Consider the following 26,086-nt stretch of genomic DNA (forward strand, 5'->3'; position numbering starts at 1 on the left):
TTCCAGAATCTGGAAGCCTTTTTTAATGGTTTAAACAATTTGAGTTCTTTGGAATAAATTAGATTTGCCAGTTAATTGGCTTATCTCTTTGGGCTTGCAATAGCTCATTCGTTTGTGAGAAATGCTGACAGCCAAAAAAGCCTCTATGCGCCGAAAGCGGCGATGGGTGCGGCCCTTTTAAAACATGATGGCGAGTGCTATCTATGCCTTTACCTTTTTTTGTGCATGTGCACCCCATAAAATAAATACCACACCTTCGCAGTGCTTATTAATATGGGCAATTACATTATCGGTAAATAGCTCCCATCCTAAATGCTTATGTGAATGCGCTTGCCCTTGCTCAACGGTCAATACTGTATTGAGTAAAAACACGCCCTGATCTGCCCAGCTTTGCAGGTAACCATGCTCAGGAATAATAAATCCGCTGATATCGACAGCTAACTCTTTGTACATATTTTTAAGCGACGGTGGCAACTTTTTTACATCAGGCAATACCGAAAAACACAAGCCATGCGCTTGCCCTTCTCCGTGGTATGGGTCTTGTCCTAAAATTACAACGCGGATGTCATTAAGTGCGGTGGCATCAAAAGCACTAAATACTTGAGCTTCAGGCGGATAAACAGCAACACCTTCATTGCGGCGATTAGCCACATACTCTAACGTTTGCTGCATGTAAGGTTGTTGTAATTCACTTTCTAAAAATGTAGCCCAATTGCTCATTGTGTACTCTTAATCTGTTTACGTGATGCGTCTATTTTATCACACATATCCGCAAGCCCATCTAGCATGCGCACAGTAAAACGATGTAATAAATCGGCATTTACGCTAATAAATTGATCATTTTTAACAGCGGGTACTTCTGGCCACTTTTGCCAATTAACAACCGGCTGTGGTGTTTTTGATTTTTCATCAGGGATAATAATAACTTGCGGCTTAGTAACAATGACATTTTCGATACTAATTTGCGGGTAATCTGTAACGCTCTGTGCAAATACATTGCTTACATGGCATGTTTCAATCAGTTGGCTTATCCACGTATTTTTACTTACTGTCATCATAGGCTCAGCCCATAACTGATAAAATCCGGTTATATTTTTTATCTTGCTGGCTTTTAACTATACCGTTTAGTTTTTGCGTAAATGCATTTGCCGCTTGCTGGCTTTGCTCAATATTTCCTGTAAATTCACCAAAAGTAAGTAACTCGTCGGCTACACCAGCGATTGTGGTGGGGTTACTCAAATATACTTTTATACCTAAACGCTCTATTTGGGCTAAATCTTCGCTTTGATTTCCGCTTTTCCACGCAATAACTAAGTCGGGTTTAAGCGCCAATACTTTTTCAAGCGAGATGCCGTAATAACCACCTATGCGCTCAATACTTTGGGCTTCACCTGGGTAGTCGGCGTAATCAACCGTGCCCACAATATTATCGCCCGCCCCTATGGCAAATAGGTTTTCGACAATGTGCGGTGCAAGAGCAATTATGCGCAGCTTTTTAGAATCCTTGGTCTGCTCTGCAAGTGCACTGCCCGATACACTAAAAAGCAGTAGCCCAATAAAAAACACTTTAAGCATTAGTAATCAAACCCTTCTAGCGCTTTTATACCTGAGTCGAATGCATGTTTTACATTACGCACTTCACTTACTGTATCGGCAAGGTCGGTTAAAGTGCGGTGTGCTGCACGCCCTGTAATAATAACTGACTGCATTGGCGGGCGGTTATTAAGCGCTGTTACTACTTCATCTAAATCTACGTAGCCGTATGTCACCATATACGTAAGCTCATCGAGTAATACTAAATCAATACTGCTATCAGCAAGCATACGTTTTGACTCTTGCCATGTTGCCTGCGCGGCTGCAGTATCGGCTTCTTTATTTTGCGTATCCCAAGTAAAACCGGTGTTCATTACAACAAACTCAACACCTGCACCTTGTAATAAATTACGCTCGCCACACTCCCACGTACCTTTAATATATTGGCAAACAGCCGCTTTTTTACCATGCCCTACACAGCGTGCTACAACGCCAAAACCCGAGGTTGATTTACCTTTACCGTTACCGGTAATTACCTGAAAAATACCTTTTACATCTTGTGCGGCGGCAACACGTGCATCCACTTGTTCTTTTACTTTTTGTTGGCGCTGCTTATGCTTATCGTTGTTTTGTTCAGTCATTATTGTGCCCTTCATAAATCGAGATAATTTGCTGTATGTTTAAATGCGTTTCGCACATGGTTGCTAATCGTTCTAACTGCTGCTCGCGATGAGTGGCAATACTAATTGGGTTAATTGAGGCGCTTGGTTTTAGCCATTTTAAAATTTGCGATGTCGCATCGGCTTCATCAAATAAGCCATGTAAATAAGTGCCCGCAATGGCGTTATCATCGCTAATAAAGCCATCGAACATAAAACCATGTGGGTGGCTTTCATCAAAGGTTAAAAATGGCTTATTAAGCGCTGCACCTTGGCTAATCCCTGCATGTATTTCGTAACCACTACAGGGTGTTTGTTGGTTATTTAAAAGCAGTGTAGCGGTTATTTTAGTTAATACTTTTTGTGCTGTCAGCGTGGTTTCAAAATCGCACAGGGCAAGTCCATTTACTTGCTTTAATGACGATTCAATACCCTCGGGATCGTTGATTGTATTGCCCAGCATTTGCATGCCGCCACAAATACCAAGTACTTTGCCACCATAGCGTAAATGGCGCTTAATTTGAGTGTCCCAGCCTTCATTTTTCAAAAAATTCAAATCGCCCAGCACATTTTTACTGCCTGGGAGAATTATCAGATCAACTTCTGGGATCGTTTGCGTATGGCGCACATAATTCATATTAATGTTTGGGTGCAAACGCAGTGCATCAAAATCGGTATGGTTACTAATGTGTGGCACAAGCAGCACTGCAATATTAATTGTGGAGTTGGTTACGTTATTATCAATTGCGACGGCGTCTTCAGCGTCAAGCGCAAGGTCGTGCAAATAAGGTAATACGCCAAGCACGGGTTTGTTTGTATATTCTTCAAGCCAATCAAGCCCGCCTTGCAGCAAACCTATATCGCCTCTAAAGCGGTTTATAACAAAGCCCTTTACGCGCGCCTGTTCTGATTCACTTAACAACGCAAGTGTGCCCACCAAGTGTGCAAATACGCCGCCTTTATCAATATCAGCAATTATAATTACTGGGCAATCTACCTCTTCGGCGTAGCCCATATTGGCAATATCGTTTTCACGCAGGTTTATTTCAGCAGGACTACCCGCCCCTTCAACAAGGAGTAATTCAAAGCGTTTAGCTAAGCGGTTATGTGAGGTAATTACTGCATCCATCGCCACTTTTTTATAGTCGTGATATTTGCCAGCTTCCATATTACTAATGGCTTTCCCGTGAATAATCACTTGTGCGCCCGTGTCGCTATTAGGTTTAAGTAATATAGGGTTAAAGTCTATTTCGGGCTCTACTTTAGCTGCTATTGCTTGCAAAGCTTGCGCACGACCAATTTCGCCGCCATCTTTTGTTACTGCGCTATTAAGTGCCATATTTTGTGGTTTAAAAGGCGCAACCTTTACCCCACGCTTAGCAAACACCCTGCAAAGGGCAGCAACTAAAGTGCTTTTACCAGCATCTGATGTAGTGCCTTGCACCATTAAGGTTTTCATGGAATTACACCTTTCGCTTTCTAAAAAACAATAAACTTAGAAAGAACACGCTACCAATAGCTGCAGTAATAACGCCTACGGGCAGCTCTTGGTTTTTAAGCAATGAGCGCGAAAGTACATCAACCCACACCATAAATGTACCGCCCACCAAGCTGGTTACCAGTAAGCCAGCGATGGTGCCTTGAGATATAAAAAAGCGCACAATATGCGGTACCATTAATCCTACAAACCCAATACCGCCACACATAGCCACCAGCACAGCAGTAATTAACGAGCTCAAAACTAGCATGAGTATTCTAAAGCGCTGAACTCTAACACCTAATGTAATTGCGCTTTCATCGCCCAGTAACATAGCATTAAGCTGCCTTCTAAAACTCAGCATTACAAACGTACACAATGTAATTACCAACAAAGGCAACCAAAGCGTAGCCCACTGCGCACGCGCAAAGCTGCCCAGTGTCCAAAATAAAATAGCGGCTACTGCCTGAGGGTCGCTCCAATAAAGCAACAAGCTGGTAAATGCACTAAATAAAAACGACAGAGCGACGCCTGCTAATAACATTGATTCTACCTGTGCACTTTGCTGCCTACCTGCAATAAGTATTAATAAACTCATAGCGAGTAAGCTACCCATCAGTGCTGCTGCTGATAGCATAAAGCCTGCGCTAATGCCTGCTAATGCCATGAGTAACACCACGCCAAATGAGGCACCCGACGATATGCCAAACAAGTAAGGATCGGCTAAAGGATTACGTGTAACCGTTTGTAAAATAAGCCCTGCAATTGCTAAACCGGAGCCTGATAAAAAGGCGAGTAATGTGCGTGGCATTCTTAGTTCAAAAATAATACGCGTATTAAAAGACGCCTCATTTGAGAGCAAAAAACTATTAAGTACGTCTTGAAGTGAGGTCTCTGCTGCACCAAAACTAAGTGCTGCAAATAAGCTAAATAAAGCAGCTGCAACACTTACAAATAGCGCAAGTGAGTGGCGAGTATTAACTGCGCTCATATTATTTGTAACCATAAAAGTAAGTGATATGAGGGATGCTATTTCCCGACTTCGATATTTGCGGGTGGTTATTTACTTGAGCGCAGACACCAAAAACGTCGCCTAGCATGTTTTCGGTTAATACCTCACTTGGCGCGCCTGTATGTGTAATTTCACCGTTTTTAATAACCACTAGTTCATCGCACATTGCAGAGGCTAAGTTTAAATCATGAAACGATGCAAACACCGTTACACCCAACGATTTAGCAAGCTCCATTACCTGTATTTGATATTTAACATCTAAATGGCTAGTTGGTTCGTCCATTATTAACAGCTGAGGTTGCTGGACTATCGCACGGGCTATCAAGGCACGTTGCTTTTCACCACCCGAAAGTGACTCAAAGCTTTGATCGCTATGATCTGCCAACCCTACAGTGTTGATAGCTTGGGTGATTTTTTGTTTATCAATGTTAGTTACTGAGCTAAATAGCGATTTATGAGGCGTTAGCCCAAGCGCAATAACGTCAAATACACTTAAGTTAAATTGCGACGGAGTTTCTTGTAAAACGACTGCTACTTTTTTTGCGTACTCATCGCTTTTTAATTGCCAAATATCGGTGTTGTTAAATTCTATAACACCTTCAGTTGGTTTATTAAAACGATATAAACAACGCAATAAGCTCGATTTACCAGCGCCATTGGGGCCAATCAAACCAACAAATTTACCTGTAGTTATTTTAAGGTCTATTTTTTTGAGAATCGTTTTATTGCCAATACCCCACGATACGTTTTTAACGTTTAGTAATGGTGTATTTAATGGCGTTTGAGTGTGCAATAGTCAGTCCTAGATAGGGTCTGTTGATCTTTCAAGGTTAAATTTGCAACAGTCTGTTTGGTATTTAGGCAAGGCAGAGCCTATGTAGTGTGGTTATTCCCCATAAATGGGCGATAACGTAGCATTAATGCCAAACAGGCGCTGCCCAAAGGGTTCTTCCTAGGGGCTATTTACTCTTTGTTGCTCGGTTTTTACTTAGCCCACTAGGTTACAAACCTCGCGCCGCGATTAAATAGCCCCTAGTTTGAACAAATTTTAATCCGCAAAGTTCAACAGACCCTAGGTTAAACTCACTAAAAATGCGATAAAAATACTAATGCACTACAAGAAAAAATGAGTAAACCCGCTCGTTAAAAAAATTTATACCAGTTGCATTAAATTAGTGATTTATTATAGCGACAAAGAAATAGTTTAATAACAAGGCGGAAATTATGACATATAGTTGTTCTATATGAATAATTTTTAACGAAGTTAGTAAGTTATTTAATTCACTAGAAAGATCATGTTTTTAATAAAATTGGTATTATACCATTTGTATCTGACTTAAAGCTTTGCGCTAATTACAGTTGCGGGAACAGTCGAGGACTCGCACCTCATTCCAAATTAAGCTCTATTATGGGCGGCTAAGTAAATAATTTAAAGCAAAAAAAACCGCACTCAAAAGAGCGCGGTTAAAAAGGGAGTGTTTTAACTAATTTAGCGAATAGTTAAAACTTGTATTCCATACCTAAGCCTAAGTAATCTTGGTCAACGTTGTTGTCCATGTCGAAGCCCGAGTAAAAACCAAATACTTTAATATTTTTATTTAACTTGTGATCAACACCTACTGAGATTGCTGACTTATCATCGCTGTCGTCAAAATCCATAGTTTGGTATTGCACTTTAAATGTATTGTTTCCCATTATGTAAGCTGCACTTAATAAGTACCCGTCAGCCTCTGCGCTGCCGTCTACTTTTTCTTGTGTTTGGTACATTGCGCCTACTTTAAAATCATCAATTTTACCTTGAACAGTTGCACGAACTACATCGTAGCCATTTACTTCACTATCAACACCAATTGATGCATATACTTTACTCTTTTTAAGTGAAGAATCGCCATAAGTAAGTCCTAGTGAATAGCCATTTTTTGCATCTTCATCATCTTCTGCAATAAAAGTAGCAAGTACTCTAAAATCTTCGTAAGTATTTGATGAATAAGTAACAGAATCACCTAAACGGTTTTCGCCTTTAAATATACTTTTAATATCGCCTTCAAGGTCGCTAAATAAATCAACTTTACCTTGAGATAACTTAAGTGCAGTATCGTGTCGACCAACAACAACTTGGCCAAATGCACCTTTTAATCCTATATATTGGTTACGCGCAGAAATATTGTCATCATTATCACCCTTTGAGTCCGCATCAGATACGTCAACTTGAAACTCAAATTTATAAACAGCCTCTAAGCCCTCTGTTATTTTTTCAGAACCTTTAAGACCAAAGCGAGAATTATTACTTTTAATTTCAGTGAACGACCCTTCACCGTCATCAGATGATTGAATAGTTACATTCGCTTTGCCGTACACGTCTACATCAGCAAGAGCATTAAAAGATAAGCCACTTAATAGCGCTAAACATAAGCTCGATTTTACAAATTTCATGTTATTTCCTTGGATAATCACAAAAGACTAATTTTAAAACAGCAGCAGTTTGTCACTGTAAAATTACAGAAATATTACAATCGAAATATTTCTGTAATTTTAAATTAATAAAAGTGCATTAAATATGAAATCAAAATAACATCGATACTCAGCAACTCATTTGTACCTATAAACTAGGCTCCAACGTCAAGCTAGGTGTCATTTGTGATAACAAATTTACCAACGTTTCTATTAATTCTTTCTGTTCATTATCTCTATGATAGGCAATAAATACATCTCGTGACGTATTTTTTACATCTTTAACATGAAATAAATCACCTTTATTTAAATGATGCTCTACAAGTACTTGAGGAATAAACGCACTCCCGCCGCACTGTAATATTAAATCAAGTGCTATACGACCAGTACTTGTTCTGAAGTAAGGCGGCGTTTTACCTGTAAACTGACGCGCATGCCAAAGTGAAAAAGTTGTTCCCCAATCAACATATACATATTGGTTATCAAAAAAGTTTTCGTTAGTTGCAGTATCATAGCCACTCACTGGAATAATAGGCAGTTCACAAATTCGCTCTACTACTAATTCATCTACTTTCGGTGGATCAAATAAAATGGCTAAATCGAGAGTTCGCTCTAATAGCAACCGAGTGCTTTCTTGTTGTGCTTTAACTTCTGCGACTAATGACACGCCCGGCATCGCCGATACAATATTTGTTATACCAAACTGTAAAAAAGCATCCCAAATATTAGGCGTTCCTGCTAAGCTAATTTGCTTATGCATATTATCGGCAAGCGCAACATCTACTTTGGCGCGTTGCATACCCGTAATAATCATTTGAGCATGTGGCAACAAACGCTCACCCGGCGCTGTAAGTTGAATATTATTACGCTGGCGTATAAATAAATTAACCCCAAGTCCCTGCTCTAGCTGACGAATCCTAAAGCTCACCGCAGATTGGGTGATATAAAGGTTTTCGGCCGCTTTACCAAAGTGACGTGTACGCACAACTTCAACAAATGTTTTTAATAAATCTATATCCAATTTTTTATCCTCACGATAAAAATAACTTGTTTAATAAATTGCCAAACTTGCATCATACTCCAGCTAATTACTAAGGCATGAGGATAAAGCTATGAGCAATGATATTTCACTACTTCGTCAAGCATTTGTTAGCCAACGTCAGTTTTATGATGATCACAACTTCCCACGCGGTTTTAGCCGTAGTGGAAACTTCACCTTATTAGAAGCCAGCATATTAGACCAGCATGGCGTTGTTTTAAAAGGCTTACACAACAAAACTATTGAGCCACAAAACGAACACCAAGAACAATTTTTAGCCGTAGCAATGGGGACTTTAGAGCCAACAAATCCGATTGAGCGTGCTTGGGTTAAATACCTTAAACTTACAACATGTAAGAGTAAGTTTCATACCCTATTTGGGCGCTCAAAAATATCAGGGCCAGCACCTATAAGCCAAGAGTATTATTCTGAAGCAGATAACCTATAAGCTCTTCACTTATTTGCTTTTTTGCGTTTTAGCAGTTACAACTTGTATAAGCAAATACTTTTGCAAAAATATAAACAAGGTTGTGACGTGACGCGAAGAATACTAATAGTTGAAGATACGCCTACAATAGCGCGGGTGCAAAAACACATCGCGCTTAAAGCGGGTTATGAAGTAGATATAGCTGAATCTCTAACTCAAACAAAAGAACTTATCAGTAAAAATAGCTACTTTTGTGCTGTAGTCGACTTTATTTTACCTGATGCGCCTAATGGCGAAGCAATTCCTTGTACTATCGCTGCTGAAATTCCAACGATTGTAATGACGGGTAATATTGATAAAAAAACACGCGATACAGTAGAGAAATACCCTATAATTGACTACATAATCAAAGAAAATAAACAAGCGTATCAGTATCTCGAAAAACAGCTATTACGACTACCTCGAAACGAAAATATAAAAGTACTCGTTGTTGACGACTCTTTATCCACACGACAGTACATATGTAGCTTGTTAACCCGCCATAAATATCAAACTTTACAAGCTGAAGATGGTAAACAAGCACTTGTTATGCTTGAAACATCACCTGATATCTCCGTTATTATCACTGATAATGAAATGCCTAATATGAACGGCGATGAACTATGCACAGAAATCAGGCGTTTATATGATAACGATGAAAAAGCAATAATTGGCATTTCAGGCGCTGATTCTTCAGATTTATCTACCTTATTCTTAAAGAACGGGGCAAATGATTACCTACATAAACCTTTCAATAGTGAGGAGTTTTATTGTCGATTAAGCCAAAATGTCGATATGTTAACGCTTTTAGCAACCATAAAAAACCAAGCTAATACAGACTACCTCACAAAAATCCCCAATCGTCGTTACTTTTTTGAAGAGGCTAGAAAATCCCTTAAAAAAATTGAACTTGATAACGGTAATGGCGCATTAGCTATGCTTGATATTGATCATTTTAAAGCAATTAATGATACCTATGGCCACGATGCAGGCGACGAAGTATTAAAAGGTTTATCTATTTGTTTTAGCAAATACTTTAAAAAGTATTTAGTAGCACGCTTGGGGGGCGAAGAGTTTGCTGTTTTTTTGCCGATACCGATAAACAAGAAGCACTCAAAAAACTTGAAGGATTTAGGTACTTTATAGAAGCTAATAGCCAACAATTTAGTAAAGCCAACATTAGATTCACAATCTCTATTGGTTTTTCGTCAGGGCCTGTTTATCAAATTGATGAGCTATTAAAACAGGCCGACTTAAAACTTTATGATGCAAAAGAAACTGGCCGCAACAAAATTATTAGCTAAAACAGTTAACTAACCACTTGTGCTGTCGCCACTGCCGCTTTTTTCGTTTGCGTGATTGATAGTAAGAATCCCAACTAAATATAGCAAGCGCACTCCAAATACATGCAAATGTAACTAATCTTTCTGCATCAAATACCTCACCGTAAAACACCACTGCGAGCATAAACATTAAGCTTGGCCCAATGTACTGAAAAAAGCCCAATGTAGTGTATTGCAAACGCTTAGCTGCGCCAGTAAAACACAATAACGGTAATGTAGTTATAATGCCCGCGCTAATTAGTAACGCATTAGTATGCCAATCGTTGGCGGGAAGGCTTGATGTGTCAGAAGGCGCCATTAACCACCAATAAACAAGCGCTACAGGTAATAATATAAGTGCCTCTAGCAATATCCCTGGCAGAGCTTCAACGGGGAGTTTTTTACGTAATAAGCCATAAAGTGCAAATGATATTGCCAATGAAAAAGCAACTACCGGAAACGAGCCAAAGCTAACGAGTTGCAATAATACTCCCGAAAACGCGAGTGCAACGGCAACGCCCTGAAACTTACGTAAACGTTCGCCTAAAAAAGCATACCCAGTAGTACATTTAACAACGGGTTTATGTAATACCCCAAGCTTGCATCCAGCATATGGTTATTATTTATCGCCCATATGAAAAGCCCCCAATTAAATCCCAGTAACGCTGAAGTAATAACAAGCATTAACACTAGTTTGGGCTGAACAATAATACGCTTTATTTTGTGCCAATATTTAAGAATACTTACCACAAGTACTAAAAAAACAACAGACCAAACAACGCGATGCATTAATATTTCAAAAGCTGACACATGCTGGATAAATTTAAAGTATATAGGTGCTAACCCCCACATCACAAATGCTAGGCAAGCAAAAACAGCGCCTTTACGCTGCTCTGTATCAATCGACATAATAAAAACACTTAGTGATACTAAAAGGTCGCTAGTTTACTCTCCATGGATTGTTTATCCAACTAAATACGTACCAGTACCAAACGCAATTTGAATTGCTTTTTCATTATGTAACTCCATTCGACATACACACACTTTGTTGCCTGAACGAATAAGCGTTGCACTCGCGGTGAACACTTCGCCTTTGCCTGGGCGTAAATAATCGGTGCGTAAATCGATGGTTCCAAGCGTAGCTAGCCTCGTTTGCACACTACCAATATCTAAGTCTGTTAATTTATCAATCACACTTGCTGCAGCAAGCATTCCTCCCACATTATCAAGCACGGCTGAAATAACACCTCCGTGTAATATTTTTTGCGCTGGATTACCAATAAATACATCCTGCCAAGGAAAGGTAATTTTTGCTTGTTCAGGACTCAGTGATTCTACCGATATTTGTAAAAACTGATTAAACGGCATGCCATTTACAAACAACGCCCCGACTTGTTCAATTAACATTTCTTTATTCATTATTATTCTCTATGCCAAAACTGGTAAGATGAGTAAAACATACATAGTGTAAAACTACGAGACTCCACTTAAATAATTCATCAAGTAACTCAGCTAAAGACATCTCGTTAAAAAACCACTAAAATACCCGCCAATGAATACATTAACACCACCTTCTAGTACGCTTGTGCGTAAACCAGAAACTGTCCTCAAACAAGTGTTTGGCTACAGCGAATTTCGCGACGGTCAAAAAGCAGTTATTGATGCAGCTATAAATGGGCATGACTCGCTTGTATTGCTACCCACAGGTGGTGGAAAATCTGTGTGTTATCAAATACCCGCTTTAGTGCTTGAAGGCGTAACCATTGTTATATCTCCGCTTATATCGCTAATGCAAGATCAGGTAACGCAACTCCAAGCACTTGGCGTGAAAGCCGCTTACGTTAATAACAGCTTAGCGCGAGAAGAACAGCAATTGGTGTATCAACAGCTTCATCAGGGGCAAATTAAGCTTTTATATGTAGCGCCTGAAAAAGTATTACAACGCGAGTTTTTAGAGCGTTTATCGCATTTAAATGTGAGTTTATTTGCCATCGACGAAGCGCACTGTGTATCGCATTGGGGCCACGACTTTAGGCCGCACTACTTTCGCTTAAACGAATTAAAGCAACGTTTTGCACATGTCCCTATGATGGCGCTTACCGCCACGGCTGATAAAGCGACCCGGTTTGATATCGTTGAGCAACTCAAACTACAGCAGCCTTATATTCATACTGGTAGCTTCGATCGTCCCAATATTCGCTACACCATAGAAGAAAAATTTAAACCTATGGTGCAACTGCTTCGCTACTTAAAAGAGCAAAAAAGCCAAAGCGGTATTATTTATTGCACCAGTCGTAAGCGCGTAGACGACATTGCTGAAAAACTTGCAGACGCAGGGCTAAACGCTGCCGCTTACCATGCAGGTATGAGCAACGAACAACGACAATTTGTGCAAACAGGGTTTGCCCGCGACGACATTCAAATTGTAGTAGCAACTGTTGCTTTTGGGATGGGGATTAATAAACCTAACGTACGCTTTGTATTACATTACGATATTCCAAAAAGTATAGAGTCGTACTATCAAGAAACAGGACGAGCTGGGCGAGATGGCCTTGCCGCAGAAGCCATCATGTATTTTGATCCGGCTGATATTGGCCGTGTAAGGCGCTTTTTTGAAGACATTGATGACGAACAACGTCGCCGTGTAGAAGAACAACGCTTTAACGCCATGGCTAGCTTTGCTGAAGCACAAACGTGTCGCCGCCAAATATTGCTAAACTACTTTAGTGAATACCAGCGCGAACCTTGTGGCAACTGTGATATCTGCTTAAACCCACCTAAAAGCTTTGATGGTACGTTAGTCGCACAGCAAGCGCTTTCGTGCGTGTATAGAGCTGAGCAACGTTTTGGCCTAGGTTATATTGTAGAATTACTTCGCGGTGCAAACACGAGCCGCATACGCGATAACAACCATCATGAGTTAAGTACTTACGGTATCGGTAAAGATAAAAGCAGTGAATTTTGGCTTAGTATTTTACGTCAACTTATTCATCAGGGTTTACTAAGCCAAGATATAACACAAGGTGCGTCACTTAGATTAACAGAAGCCGCGCGTGCAATTTTAAAAAGTGAATATGCTTTGCAATTGGCTGAACCTCGCCTGCAAGCTAAGCACGTGTACCAAGATAAATTAGCGCAATTTAATTATGATAAAAAGCTCTTTGCCCGCTTAAGAGCACTGCGTAAAGAACTTGCTGATGCCGACGATGTACCACCGTATGTAGTATTTAATGATAAAACCTTGGCTGAAATGGCGCAGCTTATGCCAACAAATGACAGTGAGTTTTTAAAAGTGTCAGGAGTTGGTTTCACTAAATTAAATAAATATGGCGGCGCCTTTTTAACTGCAATTCGTAATTACTTAGCTACAAATTAAGAGCATTATGACAAAAATAGAATACGACCATACTCATAAATGTATTGTAATTACGCCCATCGAGCCTCCGCATGATGAAGACTTTGAGCTGTGGAGTACATTATTTTTGCATTCAGACGATACAACGCTCAACGAGTATTCTGCTGGTGCTGACCGTCATCAAGTTCGCTTTAGCTACCAGCAGCAAACCTTTAATTTAAACTATGAGCACTACAGCCAAAGTATTTGGATAAATGGAGAAGGCACTGAAGCCGATCATCTGCTTGCTGCACTCACCTTTTATTTAAGTTAGCGGCTTTAGTTCAAAGTCGTTATATTTAATTTTCAAACTCAATACTTTTAACTTACATTTTAGTAACTATGATGTAAGCTGATATTACGGTAGTAATTTGCTACGTAGCAGTAAAGGGTTTGAATGGTAACTAAGAAATGGATCACACAGTACTGTATTAGCTTAAGTATTTTAGCCTTATCCATGCAAAGTGCATTAGCACAAACTCATGATAATACTCGTTGCCAAGTTGAAAAGTTAGACCACTCTAATAATAAAAACTTACGCCGCCAACTCAACGACGATATCTCCATTGTAAGCGCTAAACCCAATGCTAAAATTGCCACTATTTCACTTAAGCAACTCAATGTATTTAATACCGAACTCGAAGAAGAAAATAATGCATTATTTCGCTTTGCCAACCGCGCACATATTCAAACCGAACCGGATGTAATTAATAACCTCCTACTGTTTGCCACCGGCGATAAATATGATGCTAAAAAATTAGCTGAATCAGAACGCCTCCTACGCAAAGAAAGTTACTTATATGACGCCCAAATTAGTGCAACTGAGAACTGCGATGGTGACATTGATGTAAAGGTAGTGACTCGTGATTTATGGACGCTTCTACCTGAAATAAACTTTAGCCGCAGCGGTGGTGAAAATAAATCAAGCATTGGCTTTAGAGAATCAAACCTCTTTGGTTGGGGTAAACGCCTATCGTTTTCACGCACTACCGATAGCGACCGCAGTGGTTACTTATTTGTTTACGACGATCCTAATATTTTATCTACTCGCTACCGCGGCCGTCTAGAGTACGCCGATAACAGCGATGGCAAGCGCCATTTACTTGAGTTAACCTATCCATTTTACGCAATTGACACCCCTCTTAGTTACGGTATTTTAAGCTATTCAGAACAGCGCGAAGAGTCATTATATAAACGCGGCGAAGAGTTTAGCGAATTTGATCAAACTAGCGATTTAACCAGTGCATTTATAGGGCACTCTAAAGCGCTTAATAATAACTGGACCCAGCGCTTAACCTTAGGTTATACCGACGAGCAGCATACCTTTGAAGCTATAGACACCACCTTTGCACCACTTGCCGATGACAGAAGTTTAAGTTACCCATTTATAAGCGGCCACTGGTTTGAAGATAACTTTATAAAAGTACGCAATTTCGACAGTATGTACCGCACTGAAGATTTAAACCTAGGCTGGAATGTTAAAGCCCTTGTTGGTTACTCTGATGAATCTTTGAGTGATGATGATAGTCGTGCTATTTATTCATTAAATTTTAAAAAAGCACATTTTTCTGGCGATAATACTCTATGGCGTTTTAACACTGACATTGAAGGATATTGGAATAAAGAACACAAACAATTAGAAAACTTTAGGGCCACTAGTCAAATTCAATACTACTTAAACACCAGTGTTGATCAATCGTGGTATGTAAAAGGGCGTTTGCAATATGCTAAAAACTTAACTGCCGACCAACAACTTACTTTGGGTGGTGAAACTGGTTTACGAGGCTACCCTATGGATTATCAACACGGCGATCGCAGTTTTTTAGTTAGTTTAGAAAAACGCTATTATTGGGAGTACGATTTGCTTCAGCTATTTAAAGTAGGTGGCGCTGGGTTTATTGACGTTGGCCGAGCGTGGTTTAACGACAAAGATAATGGCGAGAACGATCACGTACTTAAAAATGTTGGCATAGGTTTACGCTTAGCCCCAAGCAGAGCTAACGCAGGTACTATGATCCACATTGACATCGCCGCACCGCTTGATAGTTATGACGATGTAGACTCAGTACAATGGTTAGTTAATGTGAAAAAATCTTTTTAAATAACTATTTCGCATCATCTTAAAACGTTAAACTAATTAATTACTTACTCCCCATATGAGAATGTATTTTGGAACCGTTAGAGATTTTAGATTTTTTTGGTACACAATATAAACTGATTGTGACCCTAATCGCCTTACTACTTTATCCGTTGCTATTAAAGCTGACTAAAAAGCTTCTCGAAAAAACCATTAAGGGTAAAGTAGATTTACATCACAAATCGCGCGCAGAACTACTGCTTAAAATAATACTTGCCTGTGTAATGATATGCTTAGTACTGGTATTTTGGGGCATTGAATTACGTGGCTTACTTGTACTTGGCTCCTCATTATTTGCCATGCTAGGTGTTGCACTTTTTGCCGCATGGTCGTTATTAAGTAACTTAACTGCATTCTTATTAATGTTTATTCAAAACGACTGCCGCGTTGGTTATTGGGTACGAATTATTGATGGCGCGAATCATGTTGAAGGTCGCATTGTCGAAATGGGTTTGATGAATGTAGTACTTGAACACATTGATGGCCATCGTGTTATTTATCCTAACAATTTATTTGTGACGCGCCCTGTCATGGTTTTAAATAAAGAACCAAAACCAACAAAAACGCCTGTTATAAAGCGTATTATTGGCCCTAAAAAACATACTTAAAAAATAATAGTCACAAAAAAGCCGCAGAAGGTAATTACCTTCTGCGGCTTTTTAATGCTTAACTAAACAGAACTTAGGTTAACGATTAATTATTTAGTTCCGCAGTTTTAAGTTCGTCATCTAAATCATTTATTTCGTCTATAAAGCTCTCTAGCTGCTGCTCAACTAAACCATTGTCACTCGCAAAGTAAGCTAGATGAAAGACTGCATCGCCCTCATTTACTAATGGCATCGTTTGTTGGCCAATAACAATCCCACCTTTAGGTGCTAAAAGCTCAAGTTCAGAGTCACCCAACGGACTACTAATATAAGCAAGTATTTGGCCCTTAATTACACGTTCGCCCAATGATACTTGAGCACGAACAATGCCATCAACTTCTGCGCGTATCCAACTTGTAGAACCTGCAATAATCGGATCTGGTAATTTTTTCGGGCGTTTGCCACGAATCATTTTTAAGTGACGCATAACATAATCAACGCCCTGCACACCGGCTGCAATTGCAATAGGATCAAATCGTAGTGCTTCACCTGCTTCATAGGTTATAACAGGTATGCCTAAGTTAGCCGCTTCGCTGCGAAGAGAGCCATTACGCAGTGATGCATCTATAACCGCTGGCGTGCCAAATGCTTTAGCCATTTCAGCTGTTGCTTCATCTGCTAAATTAGCACGAATTTGTGGCAAATTAGTTCGGTGAATAGCCCCCGTATGTAAATCAATGATATGCGTACAATGTACTGCTACTTGATTAAAAAACATATAAGCCATACGTCCTGCTAACGAGCCACGTTCAGAACCTGGAAAACTGCGGTTCATATCACGTCGATCTGGTAAGTAACGCGATTTATGAATAAAGCCAAACACATTTACAATAGGCACAGCTATTAACGTGCCACGTAACTGACTAGGATCTATTTTAGCAAGTAACTGGCGTACAACTTCAACGCCATTTAATTCATCACCATGAATAGCAGCACAGACCATTAGCACCGGCCCTTCCATTACACCATTCACCACTTCTATAGGAATATTAAGTGGTGAATGGGTGTAAAGCTTTGCGGCTTCTAAGGCAAGCGTTTTACGCTCGCCTACGCCAATCTGTTCACCTAATAAGGTAAAAGGACGGTTAATTTTAACCTTTGCCACGTGTTGCTGTTCCTTTACTTGAAGCATTCTTTTCGATGAAGTCAATCACCATACCTGCAATATCTTTACCTGTTGCGATCTCAATACCCTCAAGACCAGGTGATGAGTTTACTTCCATCACAAGTGGCCCACGAGATGAGCGAAGTAAATCGACACCAGCCACATTTAAGCCCATTGATTTAGCGGCTGCAACTGCTGTTTTACGCTCCTCAGGAGTAATACGTACTAATGTCGCGCTACCACCACGGTGAAGATTAGAACGGAACTCACCTTCTTGTGCTTGGCGCTTCATTGCTGCAATTACTTTATCGCCCAATACGAAACAACGAATATCTGCACCACCTGCCTCTTTAATATATTCCTGAACCATAATATTAGCTTTTAAGCCCATAAATGCTTCAATAACACTTTCAGCCGCTTTACGCGTCTCAGCAAGTACCACACCAATGCCTTGTGTACCTTCAAGTAATTTAATAACTACCGGTGCACCGCCTACCATTTCCAGTAAGTCTTTTACATCATCTGGTTTACTAGCAAAACCTGTTACTGGCATACCAACGCCTTTGCGCGAAAGTAACTGAAGCGAGCGCAATTTGTCGCGCGAACGAGAAATAGCCACGGATTCGTTTACAGGGTAGACACCCATCATTTCAAACTGACGAAGTACCGAGCAACCATAAAATGTAACCGATGCACCAATACGCGGGACGATTGCGTCAAATTCTTTTAAATTTTCACCGCGATAGTGAATTTCTGGTTGCTCTGAATTTATATTCATATAGCAGCGTAGTGCGTCGATTACTTTAACTTCATGGCCACGCGCTTCTGCCGCTTCGATTAAACGACGTGTTGAATATAATTTTTTGTTACGAGATAAAATACCGATTTTCATAGTTAAAACCTTAACTAAATTGTATGCATTAATTATTTATGGCTGATTCTCAGACATAAAATTCAATACTTTTATAATAAATGAGATAAAGCCGTGTCAACAATGACACGATTTTCCATGGCTGTACGCCCTAATAACATTCTAAACTTCATTGTTGCTCGACTGGTTAAAGTCATCTCTATAGGCCAGCTATGCTTACCCGCATGCAATGTTGTTTCTATAAAATAACGTAATTCTTTTTGTCCACTTGAGCTTGTTACGTTTTTTATTTTTTAACCTTTGCATTACAAGTGATTTTCGTTTGTTCATCATCTTGCAATGGCTGGGCTGTAAACTTAACCCATTTTTCTCCATCAACTTCGTACTCTTCAATGTTAATAGCATGAATACATGATGTACGAGCGCCTGTATCAATTTTAGCTTTTATTCGCTCAATACCCAGTTCAGGTAAGCTCAACCACTCACGCCAACCAATAGTGATCTTTGTCGTCATAAATGTGCCCTTAATAAAAAAGTGACTTATACGCTACAGGTAAAAAAACACCAACAAAATAAATTTATCCCGTCGACAAGTGAATTTGATTGATAAATATCGACCGCAAACTTCACTATATTTTTCTACTGCACAGTTAACTATCTTGGTTTGCTAGCAATTTAATTCACACCAAATTTATGCTTTATTAATTTAAAAACTAACTTATTAAAAATAAAGATAAGTCTATTTTGATTAAGTAGATACACTATAGTTAACAGTATTAAAAATACACTATTATGAGAAACTAATATGATTAATGGTTTACTCCACGCCCTAGTTCTTGACGAACGAGGTGGTGCACGCCCCATTTCAAACACTGATGAGCTACATAATTGGAAACCTGGACAGGGTAAGCTCTGGGTACACATGGATTACAGTCAAACAGAAGTCGTTACATGGCTTAAAAATTGTGAGTTTTTAACCGATTACGAGCTAGAGTCGTTAACCGCAGATGAGACTCGCCCACGTATTACATCTGCCACAAATGGTCACATGCTATTTTTACGCGGGGTGAATTTAAACCCGGCGCAAAGCCCTGAAGATATGGTATCAATTCGCTTTTTCATTAATGAAGATATTGTAATTACGACACGTAAACGTCGATTATTATCAATTCAAGATATTTTAACATCGTTTAGTAGTAATACCGGCCCATGCAACATATCAGAATTAGTATGCGCAATAGCACAAAAATTGACATCACGAATGCAAAGCGTCATTGATTCGCTTGATGAAACATTAGATGATTTTGAAGAAGAAATAGACGAACCAAGTAAACCTTTTGATAACCAAGGGTTATCGCAACTGCGTCGCCAAACAATCGCCTTAAAGCGCTACTTAAGGCCGCAAAAAGAAGCATTAAGCAGTATGGTGAACAACCACTATCCATGGTTATTTGATGACGATAAAGCAAAGTTAAATGAAACGACAAATTTGCTTATTCGCTATCTAGAAGAGCTAGATAGTTCCATAGAGCGGGCACAAATTATTCAACAAACAATCACAAACCAAGTGTCTGAGCAATTAAATCAGCGCATGTACGTCATGTCGGTTGTCGCTGCTTTATTCTTACCTCTGGGGTTTTTAACTGGCTTATTAGGTGTGAACGTAGGGGGCATACCTGGCACAGAGAGTCCATATGCATTTACGTTATTTGTGGTTTTTTTAATCGTATTAACGGGCAGTATTGGCATTTACTTTAAAAACAAAAAATGGTTATAAATTAAATTCATATACTATCAACGAGTATAAAAGCCACTCTACTTTGAATTAAAGTGGCTTTATAAATAATACTTAATTATTTAGTTACTCGAGTATAGCTAACATTTGTCATTGTGATTTTAGATTTAGTAATACCTAAATCCTTAAAGCACTCTTTAAAGGAGTTTGAATTACCCGATTCACCACAATTATCTAATGTATATGGGTCTTGCGATTGTAGGTAGTTACCAAATTTGAAGTAAGATTCGGAATCATCTTCGACCGGAATACCAAAAGTACTGCCAAGTGCGGTTACATCAACATCACCGTAATTATTCACAACTTTTAAATTAAATGAACCACCACTGGTTATAGTACCTAGTGCAAACTTTTCTTCATTACCACTGGTGTTACGCAAACGTACATACACGTCAAAAACACCATTATTTGCAGTACTATCATCAAAACCTGACTCTGACGAATCAGACACATACACTTTCATAATAGTGCCTGTATCACTTGCATGGTGTTGGGCAACAATAGTTTTTCCACCATCGGACATTTCAACTTTAACATTAGCTTCAAATACTTCGTAAGTGTCAGTCATCGCAACACGTAAATTAGATTTAACTTTATACTCATGACGCCAACCATTTCCATTAGGCGTAATATGTTGCGCTTCTAATGGCACAAATACTAATGTGCTATCGTTAACCAATGGATTAGGATTATCCCCCTCTAAATCAAAAATACTACCACTTGTAATACTGCTTGGAATATTACTTCCGCCACCAGTATCACCGCCGCCAGTGTCACCCCCACCAGAGCCGCCACTGCTTAGCGTAAAATCATCAAAACGTACATCATTCGAACTATTATTATGTTTAGCAAAAACTTGTAATGAATCCGTATTCGCAGAAGTAAAGGTTTTAGATACTTTAGTCCACGAAGAAACATCAAACTTCTCGCTTTTAAACAAACCATTCAGATCATTGACTCCAATTTCACCTTTGCCTAGTACGTACGCACTTAATGTGTATTGAGTGTTTCTTTCTATATCAACAACTTGATGTACACGACCAGGGCTACCTTGAATTTTTAAGGATTTGGATCCTTTGTAAGCACTTCCCGAAATAGCTGCTGGTTCGACTTCATTCCAATTACTCCAGCCGTCTTCAAAACCAGCATTATTAATCGTTGCTGCTTGCAAAAAACTTGAGCTTGTAGTCATTATTGCAAAAATAAATAGGGATTTTTGATTAATCATTATCTTCATTTCTCCGAACCTGCACATGAAAATAATCTAACTGCCCAGTTTAGTGGCATTTCCACCGAACCTAGATCACCGCCTGTAAACAGGTTTCAACTTGTGTTTGTGTAACTGGTAATTTAATTTTAGATAAAAACCAACAATTGGACTTACAAAAATAAATTACCAATTGATATTGCCAGTGTGGCGAGACACAAGTTATATCTCTTGAAATAAATTTGCAATAATTAATTCAATAGGTAATAAGTATTAATACCATTTCTATTTTTGATTAAATACATACTAAAAATGATTTAAAACAATAACTAACATTAATTAAAATATAAAAATGATAGAATTTAAATTTTTTAAAATAATGAATAAGTATCAAAAACACAAAAAATTGGTATACCAATAAAATACAATTTAAAAATTTGCATAAACAAAAACACTGGTCTAGTCTTTTTTATAAATACCACGCCAACACTGGTTGACCAATTAAACTTACTTAAAGTAAATATAAGATAAAAAGTCACTTAACAATGGCAACATAGAGAATGCTCTAAACATGAAACTTCGTACCCGTTGCATTAATAAATTAAGCAATGGGTAAATGGTTTAATAACAAGGTAAAAAATACAGGTTCAAATGGGGAGTTAACGCAGCAAGTGAATTATTCATGTGGCTCGAACGGTCAATGCTTTAAAAAATAGATACTAATACACTTAAGCAAGCCTTAACCTGTACATGAAGTTTATTAAGAAAATAAAAAATTCAGTTATCACTTTCATACATTTCACCTATTTTAGTGAGGTATTAAAACTTATTTATCTTTCGAGGTTAAATTTACAGCAATGTATTTTTTTAGGCAGAGCCTATAGTGTGTGGTTATTTCCCCTAAATAGGCGATAACACAACATAAATACCACACATTATCAGCCCTTTGAGTTCGCCCTAGGCCGATTGATTCTTTGTTTTTTGTCTATATGACTATAGTTAAGGTGAATGTTCTGGACACAGAAGCTTTGCTCGGCTTCTACTCATTTTGTGTAGATGTAAGACAGTAGGGTAATGCTGGATCTTTTACTAAGTCACCTTGAACTCTGGATAATAAATCTATCTCAAGCAGTTATTTTCAGCGCTAACTGCATTGAACTAATACCAATTCACTTAATTAAGTGACCTGTTTTGAGGTAAAAACCGTGTCGATAACAAAACAAAAAGTTAGTTATTTAGTTGTTATAACTAATTGTTCTTACATGACTCTACCTTCTGCAACCATGTAGTCGTATATCAGATATTTTTAACACAATTAGCGTCAGATTTAATCCCTCAAATTGATTAAGCACTATTGCGGATTGGTATCACACACCTCGATAATACTCACTTTCAAAAGACATTAAAAAAGGCAAGCATCTATAATGCTCGCCTTTTATTTATGGTTGTGCAGCTAACTACTCTTGAAAGTAAGTGCCCCAACCATCATATTCTACTTCACATTCGACGGCTAATTGCGCTAATTTATCAACGTCTTCCATTATCACGTCTACATCAAGTTCGGCTTCAACAACGATGTCAAAACTCCAAATTTTACTGCCATCTTCAAGCTCAAGCTCTGCAGGCTCTTCAACATCGTAACCCAATTTGAACGCAGCAAGGGCTGCTTGTTCCAATTTAGGGAAATCTTCACACACAAAGTGGTGCTCTACTTCATAAAGTATTTCAGGATCAGATCCGTCTTCGAGTAATGAAGATACAATGTCTTCACTTATTTCACGCCAGTTTTCCATTATTTATCTCTCACTTGAGCATCTAATTCAGTTATTTTAGCAGCCATAATATTGTGTACATTTTGGGCGTGCTCGCGCGCGCTAATACTTTCATCAAGTGATATAGGCGCTAACATTTCAATGTAGATTGTACCATTATCCCAACGATTTAGCTTAATGGTTTTATGTGTTGTATTCATACACACTGGGACTATTGGTACTTCAGCACTCATAGCAGTATGAAAAGCCCCTGTTTTGAACGGTAGCAACCCTCTTCCATAACTGCGTGTGCCTTCGGCAAATACCCAAACAGACAACCCATCTTTCTTTATTTTTTCAGCAGCTTTCGAGATTGTACCTGCTGCTTTTGAACGATTTGCCCGATCAATTAAAATATTACCCGAAAGCCAATAAAGCTGACCAAAAAATGGAATCCACTTTAAGCTCTTTTTGCCTAAACTTACGCAGTTTTTGGGCACCATTGCTGGCACTGTAAATAAATCGTAGCTATTTTGATGATTAGCAACATAAACGGCAGGACCAATATCAACAGCATCTTTATGACGTGTTAAAACTAATTTAACACCAATCATTTTAGCCATTGAGCCAAACCAGCCCGCTATAATGTGTACGTTATTGGGATGAAATGGCCTTACTAACGACAATAGTAAGCCAAAAAAACAACTCAATAGTATAAATAGCAGCATAATAAAAATACGTATAACAGCGAGCAAATCGGCTTCTCCAAAAATCAGTTACAACTATTATAGCGTTATTTTGTGACACAAACGAGACAATAGCGCACAAGTGTACGCTGAAAAACTTTAAGTGCTTTATTTTAAAACAAAAACGGCCTGCAAATGCAGACCGTTTCTAATTATACAAAAAGTAATTGATTACTCTTCGTTAATGGCTTCTATTGGCTCATCATCTTGAGGAGTTAGCTCAACAACGGCTTCGTCAACACGCTGTAAGCCACGTGGTAACTTATTACCACGACGACCTCGCTCACCATGATAATGCTCTAAATCACTTGGTTTAAGTGTTAGTTTACGCTTACCAGCATGAAGCGTAACACTGCTTCCTAATGGCACAACAGCTAGCACTTTTACAAACTCTTCACGGGCTTGTACTTTAGCACCTGGTATAGAAATGATTTTATTACCTTTACCCTTACCTAATTTTGGTAAGTCTCGCAGTGGGAATAAAAGCATTCGACCTTCGTTAGAAATAGCCATACAGTAATCGCTAGCAACATCGTTCACCCTAATAGGAGAAAGTAATATGCCACCTTTAGGAACACTTACCAGCGCTTTACCATTTTTATTTTTACTCACTAAATCTTTAAAGTCGGTAATAAAGCCGTAACCTGCATCTGACGCCATAAGTAAGACTTGCTCGTCTTCACTCATTACCACGTGCTCAAAATTAGCACCTGGTGTTAAGTTAAAACGACCTGTCATTGGTTCGCCTTGGCTACGCGCCGAAGGCAGACTGTGCGCATCGGTTGCAAATGCCCGCCCTGCTGAATCTAAAAATACAGCCGGTTGATTGCTCTTACCCCGAGCCGAGGCTCTAAAGCCATCACCTGAACGATAATTTAAGCCTTGTACATCTAAATCATGGCCTTTACCAACGCGTGCCCAGCCTTTATCTGATAGCACGACAGTAACTGACTCTGATGGAATTAAATCTTTTTCGTTAAGTGCTTTCGCTTCTGAACGCTCAATCACTGGCGAGCGACGATCATCACCGTACATTTCAGCGGCTTCTTGAATTTCTTTTTTCAGCAGTGTCGACATACGACGTTCTGAGCCAAGTATTTGCGCTAATTTATCACGCTCTTTGGCTAGTTCATCTTGCTCACCGCGAATTTTAAACTCTTCAAGTTTTGCTAAATGACGAAGTTTTAATTCTAAAATAGCTTCTGCTTGCGTATCAGTTAAATCAAAGCGCTCCATTAGTACAGGCTTTGGTTTATCTTCACTGCGGATGATTTCAATCACTTCATCAATATTTAAAAAGGCGGCTAATAAACCTTCTAAAATATGCAAACGCGCTAATACTTTATCTAAGCGATACTGCAAACGACGGCGCACTGTTTCGCGTCTAAATGTTAGCCACTCACTTAAAATACAGCGCAAGTCTTTAACTTGCGGGCGACCATCTAGGCCTAGCATGTTTAAGTTTACGCGGTAATTTTTTTCAAGATCGGTGGTTGCAAATAAATGAGCCATTAAAGGCTCAGCTTTAATGCGGTTTGAGCGCGGGATAATTACAATGCGTGTCGGATTTTCGTGATCTGACTCGTCACGTAAATCGGCAATCATTGGTAATTTTTTAGCGTTCATTTGCGCTGCAATTTGCTCAAGTACTTTACCACCAGAACATTGATGCGGCAGCGCTGTAATAACAATATCGCCATGCTCTTCGGTATAAACAGCACGCATTTTGATAGACCCACGACCGGTTTTATATATTTTATGAATATCGGCTTTTGGGGTAATTATTTCAGCATCTGTTGGGTAATCTGGCGCATGTACAAGCTCAAGTAATTCTTCAAGCTCTGTTTTTGGTTTATCAAGTAATAAACAACATGCGCTAGCCACTTCACGTACGTTATGTGGCGGAATATCAGTTGCCATACCTACGGCAATACCCGTTATACCGTTGAGTAAAATATGCGGTAAACGAGAAGGCAGTACAACAGGTTCATCCATTGTGCCATCAAAGTTTGGTGTCCAATCTACGGTGCCTTGACCAAGCTCTTTAAGCAGTACTTCTGAAAACTTAGATAAACGCGCTTCGGTATAACGCATTGCTGCAAACGATTTAGGGTCATCTGCCGCGCCCCAGTTTCCTTGTCCATCTACCAAAGGGTAGCGGTAAGAAAACGGCTGCGCCATTAATACCATCGCTTCGTAACATGCACTGTCGCCGTGTGGATGGTACTTACCGAGTACGTCACCCACGGTACGAGCTGATTTTTTGTACTTGGCATTAGCCGACAAACCCAGTTCGCTCATCGCATAAATAATACGACGCTGTACTGGTTTTAAACCATCACCTACATGCGGTAAGGCGCGGTCCATGATCACGTACATGGAATAATTTAAATAGGCGTCTTCGGTAAAACGCCCCATTGTTTGTTGCTCAATTCCTTGCATTAGCAAGGTATCTGTATCACTCATTAAAGCTT

Annotated in this window: 19 protein-coding genes, 6 pseudogenes and 1 riboswitch; of the genes and pseudogenes, 8 read left to right on the plus strand and 17 right to left on the minus strand. The window is 39.2% G+C overall.

Annotation, left to right across the window (positions count from 1 at the left end; all coding sequences use genetic code 11):
* Positions 1–58 precede the first annotated feature (58 nt).
* From ung to P4S65_RS01510, 8 genes and pseudogenes are all read right to left on the minus strand, one after another.
* Positions 59–720 (minus strand): annotated as a pseudogene (gene ung, locus P4S65_RS01475) (uracil-DNA glycosylase).
* Positions 717–1,575 (minus strand): annotated as a pseudogene (locus P4S65_RS01480) (cobalamin-binding protein). The pseudogenes ung and P4S65_RS01480 overlap by 4 nt, the downstream one beginning before the upstream one ends.
* On the minus strand, positions 1,575–2,174 hold the full coding sequence (gene cobO, locus P4S65_RS01485; RefSeq protein WP_007376484.1) for a cob(I)yrinic acid a,c-diamide adenosyltransferase: 600 nt from the start codon (positions 2,172–2,174) through the stop codon (positions 1,575–1,577). Before cobO ends, P4S65_RS01480 begins: the two are co-directional and overlap by 1 nt.
* Positions 2,167–3,651, minus strand: coding sequence for a cobyric acid synthase (locus tag P4S65_RS01490; protein ID WP_096793758.1), 1,485 nt, complete (start codon positions 3,649–3,651; stop codon positions 2,167–2,169). Before P4S65_RS01490 ends, cobO begins: the two co-directional genes overlap by 8 nt.
* 4 nt (positions 3,652–3,655) lie before the next feature.
* Entirely contained in the window at positions 3,656–4,660 is a 1,005-nt protein-coding gene (locus P4S65_RS01495; RefSeq protein WP_096794142.1) for a FecCD family ABC transporter permease, read from the minus strand.
* A 1-nt stretch (position 4,661) separates the two neighbouring features.
* On the minus strand, positions 4,662–5,474 hold the full coding sequence (locus P4S65_RS01500; RefSeq protein ID WP_033040394.1) for an ABC transporter ATP-binding protein: 813 nt from the start codon (positions 5,472–5,474) through the stop codon (positions 4,662–4,664).
* Between the two features lie 512 nt (positions 5,475–5,986).
* A riboswitch (cobalamin riboswitch) is annotated at positions 5,987–6,138 on the minus strand.
* 43 nt (positions 6,139–6,181) lie between these two features.
* A complete protein-coding gene (locus P4S65_RS01505; protein ID WP_096793759.1) occupies positions 6,182–7,114 on the minus strand; it encodes a porin in 933 nt (310 codons plus the stop codon).
* A gap of 166 nt (positions 7,115–7,280) precedes the next feature.
* Complete coding sequence (locus P4S65_RS01510) at positions 7,281–8,153, minus strand: LysR family transcriptional regulator (RefSeq protein WP_007376489.1); 873 nt, start codon at positions 8,151–8,153, stop codon at positions 7,281–7,283.
* A gap of 91 nt (positions 8,154–8,244) precedes the next feature.
* On the opposite strand from P4S65_RS01510, the gene P4S65_RS01515 reads away from it, so the two are divergent.
* From P4S65_RS01515 to P4S65_RS01520, 3 genes and pseudogenes are all read left to right on the plus strand, one after another.
* A complete protein-coding gene (locus P4S65_RS01515) occupies positions 8,245–8,619 on the plus strand; it encodes a DUF413 domain-containing protein (protein ID WP_007376490.1) in 375 nt (124 codons plus the stop codon).
* A 135-nt stretch (positions 8,620–8,754) separates the two neighbouring features.
* Positions 8,755–8,961, plus strand: a pseudogene (locus tag P4S65_RS21845) (diguanylate cyclase response regulator); the annotation flags it as partial.
* Positions 8,938–9,941 (plus strand): annotated as a pseudogene (locus P4S65_RS01520) (diguanylate cyclase). The pseudogenes P4S65_RS21845 and P4S65_RS01520, both read left to right, overlap by 24 nt.
* 5 nt (positions 9,942–9,946) lie before the next feature.
* Here the strand turns inward: P4S65_RS01520 and rarD are convergent.
* Positions 9,947–10,868 (minus strand): annotated as a pseudogene (gene rarD, locus P4S65_RS01525) (EamA family transporter RarD).
* Positions 10,869–10,922: 54 nt separating this feature from the next.
* Positions 10,923–11,378 carry a thioesterase family protein gene (locus P4S65_RS01530; RefSeq protein ID WP_008136377.1) on the minus strand — a complete coding sequence of 152 codons (456 nt, stop codon included), beginning with the start codon at positions 11,376–11,378 and terminating at the stop codon, positions 10,923–10,925.
* A gap of 133 nt (positions 11,379–11,511) precedes the next feature.
* Here P4S65_RS01530 and recQ point away from each other — a divergent pair, with 133 nt between their 5' ends.
* From recQ to P4S65_RS01550, 4 genes are all read left to right on the plus strand, one after another.
* Entirely contained in the window at positions 11,512–13,335 is a 1,824-nt protein-coding gene (gene recQ, locus P4S65_RS01535) for a DNA helicase RecQ (RefSeq protein ID WP_337119432.1), read from the plus strand.
* 7 nt (positions 13,336–13,342) lie between these two features.
* Complete coding sequence (locus P4S65_RS01540) at positions 13,343–13,627, plus strand: DUF3630 family protein (protein WP_337119433.1); 285 nt, start codon at positions 13,343–13,345, stop codon at positions 13,625–13,627.
* A 123-nt stretch (positions 13,628–13,750) separates the two neighbouring features.
* A complete protein-coding gene (locus P4S65_RS01545) occupies positions 13,751–15,454 on the plus strand; it encodes a BamA/TamA family outer membrane protein (protein ID WP_096793761.1) in 1,704 nt (567 codons plus the stop codon).
* Between the two features lie 68 nt (positions 15,455–15,522).
* A complete protein-coding gene (locus tag P4S65_RS01550) occupies positions 15,523–16,098 on the plus strand; it encodes a mechanosensitive ion channel domain-containing protein (protein WP_096793762.1) in 576 nt (191 codons plus the stop codon).
* Between the two features lie 85 nt (positions 16,099–16,183).
* Here the strand turns inward: P4S65_RS01550 and P4S65_RS01555 are convergent, their stop codons facing one another.
* The 3 genes and pseudogenes from P4S65_RS01555 to P4S65_RS01565 all read right to left on the minus strand — a co-directional run bounded on the left by P4S65_RS01555 (position 16,184) and on the right by P4S65_RS01565 (position 18,627).
* Entirely contained in the window at positions 16,184–17,242 is a 1,059-nt protein-coding gene (locus P4S65_RS01555) for a succinylglutamate desuccinylase/aspartoacylase family protein (RefSeq protein WP_007376498.1), read from the minus strand.
* Complete coding sequence (gene rimK, locus P4S65_RS01560; protein WP_007376499.1) at positions 17,229–18,134, minus strand: 30S ribosomal protein S6--L-glutamate ligase; 906 nt, start codon at positions 18,132–18,134, stop codon at positions 17,229–17,231. Before rimK ends, P4S65_RS01555 begins: the two co-directional genes overlap by 14 nt.
* Before the next feature lie 71 nt (positions 18,135–18,205).
* Positions 18,206–18,627 (minus strand): annotated as a pseudogene (locus tag P4S65_RS01565) (ATP-dependent zinc protease family protein).
* Between the two features lie 291 nt (positions 18,628–18,918).
* On the opposite strand from P4S65_RS01565, the gene P4S65_RS01570 reads away from it, so the two are divergent.
* A complete protein-coding gene (locus tag P4S65_RS01570) occupies positions 18,919–19,890 on the plus strand; it encodes a zinc transporter ZntB (RefSeq protein WP_007376501.1) in 972 nt (323 codons plus the stop codon).
* Positions 19,891–19,966: 76 nt separating this feature from the next.
* Here P4S65_RS01570 and P4S65_RS01575 read toward each other — a convergent pair whose 3' ends face one another.
* From P4S65_RS01575 to parC, 4 genes are all read right to left on the minus strand, one after another.
* Complete coding sequence (locus tag P4S65_RS01575; protein WP_007376502.1) at positions 19,967–21,136, minus strand: polysaccharide lyase family 7 protein; 1,170 nt, start codon at positions 21,134–21,136, stop codon at positions 19,967–19,969.
* A gap of 1,436 nt (positions 21,137–22,572) precedes the next feature.
* Positions 22,573–22,908 (minus strand): ribonuclease E inhibitor RraB, encoded by a 336-nt coding sequence (rraB, locus tag P4S65_RS01580; RefSeq protein WP_007376503.1) that lies wholly within the window; start codon positions 22,906–22,908, stop codon positions 22,573–22,575.
* Positions 22,908–23,621, minus strand: a complete 714-nt coding sequence (locus tag P4S65_RS01585) for a 1-acylglycerol-3-phosphate O-acyltransferase (protein WP_007376504.1) — start codon at positions 23,619–23,621, stop codon at positions 22,908–22,910. Before P4S65_RS01585 ends, rraB begins: the two co-directional genes overlap by 1 nt.
* A 162-nt stretch (positions 23,622–23,783) precedes the next feature.
* Positions 23,784–26,078, minus strand: a complete 2,295-nt coding sequence (gene parC / locus P4S65_RS01590) for a DNA topoisomerase IV subunit A (RefSeq protein ID WP_007376505.1) — start codon at positions 26,076–26,078, stop codon at positions 23,784–23,786.
* Positions 26,079–26,086 lie beyond the last annotated feature (8 nt).

Source organism: Pseudoalteromonas sp. B131b (assembly GCF_037162545.1).
Taxonomy (GTDB): Bacteria; Pseudomonadota; Gammaproteobacteria; order Enterobacterales; family Alteromonadaceae; genus Pseudoalteromonas; species Pseudoalteromonas fuliginea.

Bases quoted from the DNA above. Each gene is read 5' to 3' on its own strand.
- cobO (WP_007376484.1), bottom strand. From the start codon at position 2,174: ATGACTGAACAAAACAACGATAAGCATAAGCAGCGCCAACAAAAAGTA.
- P4S65_RS01575 (WP_007376502.1), bottom strand. From the start codon at position 21,136: ATGATTAATCAAAAATCCCTATTTATTTTTGCAATAATGACTACAAGC.
- P4S65_RS01495 (WP_096794142.1), bottom strand. From the start codon at position 4,660: ATGAGCGCAGTTAATACTCGCCACTCACTTGCGCTATTTGTAAGTGTT.
- P4S65_RS01570 (WP_007376501.1), top strand. From the start codon at position 18,919: ATGATTAATGGTTTACTCCACGCCCTAGTTCTTGACGAACGAGGTGGT.
- parC (WP_007376505.1), bottom strand. From the start codon at position 26,078: ATGAGTGATACAGATACCTTGCTAATGCAAGGAATTGAGCAACAAACA.
- rraB (WP_007376503.1), bottom strand. From the start codon at position 22,908: ATGGAAAACTGGCGTGAAATAAGTGAAGACATTGTATCTTCATTACTC.
- P4S65_RS01545 (WP_096793761.1), top strand. From the start codon at position 13,751: ATGGTAACTAAGAAATGGATCACACAGTACTGTATTAGCTTAAGTATT.
- P4S65_RS01505 (WP_096793759.1), bottom strand. From the start codon at position 7,114: ATGAAATTTGTAAAATCGAGCTTATGTTTAGCGCTATTAAGTGGCTTA.
- rimK (WP_007376499.1), bottom strand. From the start codon at position 18,134: ATGAAAATCGGTATTTTATCTCGTAACAAAAAATTATATTCAACACGT.
- P4S65_RS01515 (WP_007376490.1), top strand. From the start codon at position 8,245: ATGAGCAATGATATTTCACTACTTCGTCAAGCATTTGTTAGCCAACGT.
- P4S65_RS01540 (WP_337119433.1), top strand. From the start codon at position 13,343: ATGACAAAAATAGAATACGACCATACTCATAAATGTATTGTAATTACG.
- P4S65_RS01490 (WP_096793758.1), bottom strand. From the start codon at position 3,651: ATGAAAACCTTAATGGTGCAAGGCACTACATCAGATGCTGGTAAAAGC.
- recQ (WP_337119432.1), top strand. From the start codon at position 11,512: ATGAATACATTAACACCACCTTCTAGTACGCTTGTGCGTAAACCAGAA.
- P4S65_RS01530 (WP_008136377.1), bottom strand. From the start codon at position 11,378: ATGAATAAAGAAATGTTAATTGAACAAGTCGGGGCGTTGTTTGTAAAT.